The organism is Micromonospora arida (genome assembly GCF_042873195.1).
Lineage (GTDB): Bacteria > Actinomycetota > Actinomycetes > Mycobacteriales > Micromonosporaceae > Micromonospora > Micromonospora arida.
In genome coordinates, this window is sequence record NZ_JBIALC010000024.1 from 1 (window position 1) to 5,387 (window position 5,387).

Here is a 5,387-nt window from a genome sequence, read left to right on the forward strand (position 1 = left end):
GTGGGGCTTCTGGTCGGTGTGTGGTTGTTCTTTGAGAACTCAACAGGGTGCTTGTAAAGCCAGTGCCAATTATGATTTATACCCCGGACTGGTCAGGCTTCGGTTTGGCTGGTTGGGATTCCTTTGGCAACATTTGTTTGTTGTCAGGATGCTGTTCAACTAATTTTTTGTTGGAGAGTTTGATCCTGGCTCAGGACGAACGCTGGCGGCGTGCTTAACACATGCAAGTCGAGCGGAAAGGCCCTTCGGGGTACTCGAGCGGCGAACGGGTGAGTAACACGTGAGCAACCTGCCCCAAGCTTTGGGATAACCCTCGGAAACGGGGGCTAATACCGAATATTACTTCTGGCCGCATGGCTGGTGGTGGAAAGTTTTTCGGCTTGGGATGGGCTCGCGGCCTATCAGCTTGTTGGTGGGGTGATGGCCTACCAAGGCGACGACGGGTAGCCGGCCTGAGAGGGCGACCGGCCACACTGGGACTGAGACACGGCCCAGACTCCTACGGGAGGCAGCAGTGGGGAATATTGCACAATGGGCGGAAGCCTGATGCAGCGACGCCGCGTGAGGGATGACGGCCTTCGGGTTGTAAACCTCTTTCAGCAGGGACGAAGCGAGAGTGACGGTACCTGCAGAAGAAGCACCGGCCAACTACGTGCCAGCAGCCGCGGTAAGACGTAGGGTGCGAGCGTTGTCCGGATTTATTGGGCGTAAAGAGCTCGTAGGCGGCTTGTCGCGTCGACCGTGAAAACTTGGGGCTCAACTCCAAGCCTGCGGTCGATACGGGCAGGCTAGAGTTCGGTAGGGGAGACTGGAATTCCTGGTGTAGCGGTGAAATGCGCAGATATCAGGAGGAACACCGGTGGCGAAGGCGGGTCTCTGGGCCGATACTGACGCTGAGGAGCGAAAGCGTGGGGAGCGAACAGGATTAGATACCCTGGTAGTCCACGCTGTAAACGTTGGGCGCTAGGTGTGGGGGGCCTCTCCGGTTCCCTGTGCCGCAGCTAACGCATTAAGCGCCCCGCCTGGGGAGTACGGCCGCAAGGCTAAAACTCAAAGGAATTGACGGGGGCCCGCACAAGCGGCGGAGCATGCGGATTAATTCGATGCAACGCGAAGAACCTTACCTGGGTTTGACATGGCCGCAAAACTCGCAGAGATGTGAGGTCCTTCGGGGGCGGTCACAGGTGGTGCATGGCTGTCGTCAGCTCGTGTCGTGAGATGTTGGGTTAAGTCCCGCAACGAGCGCAACCCTCGTTCGATGTTGCCAGCGCGTTATGGCGGGGACTCATCGAAGACTGCCGGGGTCAACTCGGAGGAAGGTGGGGATGACGTCAAGTCATCATGCCCCTTATGTCCAGGGCTTCACGCATGCTACAATGGCCGGTACAATGGGCTGCGATACCGTGAGGTGGAGCGAATCCCAAAAAGCCGGTCTCAGTTCGGATCGGGGTCTGCAACTCGACCCCGTGAAGTCGGAGTCGCTAGTAATCGCAGATCAGCAACGCTGCGGTGAATACGTTCCCGGGCCTTGTACACACCGCCCGTCACGTCACGAAAGTCGGCAACACCCGAAGCCGGTGGCCCAACCCTTGTGGAGGGAGCCGTCGAAGGTGGGGCTGGCGATTGGGACGAAGTCGTAACAAGGTAGCCGTACCGGAAGGTGCGGCTGGATCACCTCCTTTCTAAGGAGCACCTTCCGACGAAAGTCGGTAAGGAGCCCGCACTGCCCGAATGTGGTGGTGGGGTGCTCGAATGGCGGAGACACTGGCAAGTTTTGCCCTGGCAACGGCCGGCGGCGCTTAGTACAGCCACCTTTTGGGGTGGTGGGAACGGTTGCTTCTGGTGCGGCTGGGGGGAAATGTGAGCACCCTGTTGGGTCCTGAAGGAACAACCGTTGGTTGTTGTTTCAGAGACTGGGCCGGCCCTCCTTGGTGGGGGCTGGGAGTCTGCCAGGCATGGCCTGGCCTCACATACCGCTGACCGTTTGGTTGGGTTTGGTGTGGGGCGGATCGGGTTGTGGGTTGGTCGTTTGTTGAGAATTGCACAGTGGACGCGAGCATCTTTGTGGTCAAGTTGTCAAGGGCGAACGGTGAATGCCTTGGCACCAGGAGCCGATGAAGGACGTGGGAGGCCGCGATAGGCCTGGGGGAGCTGTCAACCAAGCTGTGATCCCAGGGTGTCCGAATGGGGAAACCTGGCACCAGTCATGTGGTGTCACCCACACCTGAACACATAGGGTGTGTGGAGGGAACGCGGGGAAGTGAAACATCTCAGTACCCGTAGGAAGAGAAAACAATTTAGTGATTCCGTGAGTAGTGGCGAGCGAAAGCGGATCGAGGCTAAACCGGCTGCGTGTGATACCTGTCAGGGGTTGCGTGGTCGGGGTTGTGGGACCCTGCTGAATGTACTGACATGCATTCGAGAAGTTACAAAGTCAGTGGCTAGTCGAACAGTCTGGAATGGCTGACCGTAGACGGTGAGAGTCCGGTAGGTGAAAGTTGCTGACCTTCTGTGGGTGTTCCCGAGTAGCGGCGGACCCCTGAAATCTGCCGTGAATCTGCCAGGACCACCTGGTAAGCCTAAATACTTCCTGGTGACCGATAGCGGACAAGTACCGTGAGGGAATGGTGAAAAGTACCCCGGGAGGGGAGTGAAATAGTACCTGAAACCGTTCGCCTACAATCCGTCGGAGCCTTGCGGGGTGACGGCGTGCCTTTTGAAGAATGAGCCTGCGAGTTAGTGGCATGTGGCGAGGTTAACCCGTGTGGGGGAGCCGTAGCGAAAGCGAGTCTGAATAGGGCGATTCAGTCGCGTGTCCTAGACCCGAAGCGGAGTGATCTAGCCATGGGCAGGCTGAAGCGCGGGTAAGACCGCGTGGAGGGCCGAACCCACCAATGTTGAAAAATTGGGGGATGACCTGTGGTTAGGGGTGAAAGGCCAATCAAACTCCGTGATAGCTGGTTCTCCCCGAAATGCATTTAGGTGCAGCGTCGCGTGTTTCTTGCCGGAGGTAGAGCACTGGATGGTCTAGGGGGCCCACAAGCTTACCGAAATCAGCCAAACTCCGAATGCCGGTAAGTGAGAGCGCGGCAGTGAGACTGCGGGGGATAAGCTTCGTAGTCGAGAGGGAAACAGCCCAGATCACCAGCTAAGGCCCCTAAGCGTGTGCTAAGTGGAAAAGGATGTGGGGTCGCATAGACAACCAGGAGGTTGGCTTAGAAGCAGCCACCCTTTAAAGAGTGCGTAATAGCTCACTGGTCAAGTGGTTCCGCGCCGACAATGTAGCGGGGCTCAAGCACACCGCCGAAGCTGTGGCATTCACATTTTATCCTCGCTTGGACTTGATTCCTTGTGCAGGTGTGTGGATGGGTAGGGGAGCGTCGTGCCGCGAGTGAAGCAGCGGGGTGACCCAGTTGTGGACGCGGCACGAGTGAGAATGCAGGCATGAGTAGCGAAAGAAGGGTGAGAAACCCTTCCGCCGGATGACCAAGGGTTCCAGGGCCAGGCTAATCCGCCCTGGGTGAGTCGGGACCTAAGGCGAGGCCGAGAGGCGTAGTCGATGGACAACGGGTTGATATTCCCGTACCCGCGAAAGAGCGTCCCTGATGAACCTCGTTGTGCTAACCACCCGAGCTGCCTGATGTCTTCGGACGGATGGTGGTGAGCGTGGGAACCTGATGGGTAGTAGTCAAGCGATGGGGTGACGCAGGAAGGTAGCTGAGCCCGGCCGGTGGTTGTGCCGGGGTAAGCGTGTAGGCCGTGTTGTAGGCAAATCCGCAACACATGAAGGCTGAGACGTGATGCCGAGCCGATTCAGGTGAAGTCAGTGATCCTATGCTGCCGAGAAAAGCCTCTAGCGAGTTCTTAGCGGCCCGTACCCCAAACCGACACAGGTGGTCAGGTAGAGAATACCGAGGCGATCGGGCGAACTGTGGTTAAGGAACTCGGCAAATTGCCCCCGTAACTTAGGGAGAAGGGGGGCCGGAGACGTGAAGCCCCGCGCGGGTGGAGCGTTGTATGGCCGCAGAGAGCAGGGGGAAGCGACTGTTTACTAAAAACACAGGTCCATGCGAAGAAGTAATTCGATGTATATGGACTGACGCCTGCCCGGTGCTGGAACGTTAAGGGGACCTGTTAGCTCTTCGGGGCGAAGCGGAGAACTTAAGCGCCAGTAAACGGCGGTGGTAACTATAACCATCCTAAGGTAGCGAAATTCCTTGTCGGGTAAGTTCCGACCTGCACGAATGGCGTAACGACTTCCCCACTGTCTCAACCACAGGCCCGGCGAAATTGCAGTACGAGTAAAGATGCTCGTTACGCGCGGCAGGACGGAAAGACCCCGGGACCTTTACTATAGCTTGACATTGGTACTCGAATTAGCTTGTGTAGGATAGGTGGGAGCCGGTGAAGTCCATACGCCAGTATGGGTGGAGGCAATCTTGAAATACCACTCTGGTTGATTTGGGTATCTAACTTCGGACCGTTATCCGGTTCAGGGACAGTGTCTGGTGGGTAGTTTAACTGGGGCGGTTGCCTCCTAAAAGGTAACGGAGGCGCCCAAAGGTTCCCTCAGCCTGGTTGGCAATCAGGTGTTGAGTGCAAGTACACAAGGGAGCTTGACTGTGAGACTGACAGGTCGAGCAGGGACGAAAGTCGGGACTAGTGATCCGGCACTTGCGAGTGGAAGCGGTGTCGCTCAACGGATAAAAGGTACCCCGGGGATAACAGGCTGATCTTCCCCAAGAGTCCATATCGACGGGATGGTTTGGCACCTCGATGTCGGCTCGTCGCATCCTGGGGCTGTAGCAGGTCCCAAGGGTTGGGCTGTTCGCCCATTAAAGCGGTACGCGAGCTGGGTTTAGAACGTCGTGAGACAGTTCGGTCCCTATCCGCCGTGCGCGTAGGATACTTGAGAAGGGCTGTCCCTAGTACGAGAGGACCGGGACGGACGAACCTCTGGTGTGCCAGTTGTCCTGCCAAGGGCACGGCTGGTTAGCTACGTTCGGAAGGGATAACCGCTGAAAGCATCTAAGCGGGAAGCCTGCTTCAAGATGAGGTATCCCACCCACTTTGTGGGGTAAGGCCCCCAGCTAGACGACTGGGTTGATAGGCCGGAAATGTAAGCCCGGTAACGGGTTCAGTTGACCGGTACTAATAGGCCGAGGACTTGACTACTAAGCTGCTACGCGTCCACTGTGCAACTCTGAACAAGCGAACACCCGTGATTTTGTGCCGGGGTTGTTTGATATGTTCATAGAGTTACGGCGGTCATGGCGGAGGGGAAACGCCCGGTTACATTCCGAACCCGGAAGCTAAGCCCTCCAGCGCCGATGGTACTGCACTCGTGAGGGTGTGGGAGAGTAGGACGCCGCCGGACAATCTTCCAG

General features: G+C 57.3%; 3 rRNA genes. All 3 read left to right on the forward strand.

Annotated elements, in window-relative coordinates:
* The first annotated feature begins 167 nt into the window (after positions 1–167).
* The 3 genes from ACFYP0_RS33115 (at position 168) to rrf (ending at position 5,377) form a co-directional block, all read left to right on the forward strand.
* Positions 168–1,682: ribosomal RNA gene (locus ACFYP0_RS33115) — 16S ribosomal RNA — on the forward strand.
* Between the two features lie 384 nt (positions 1,683–2,066).
* Positions 2,067–5,175: ribosomal RNA gene (locus tag ACFYP0_RS33120) — 23S ribosomal RNA — on the forward strand.
* Between the two features lie 85 nt (positions 5,176–5,260).
* Positions 5,261–5,377: ribosomal RNA gene (rrf, locus tag ACFYP0_RS33125) — 5S ribosomal RNA — on the forward strand.
* Together the 16S, 23S and 5S rRNA genes form the textbook arrangement of a ribosomal RNA operon.
* Positions 5,378–5,387 lie beyond the last annotated feature (10 nt).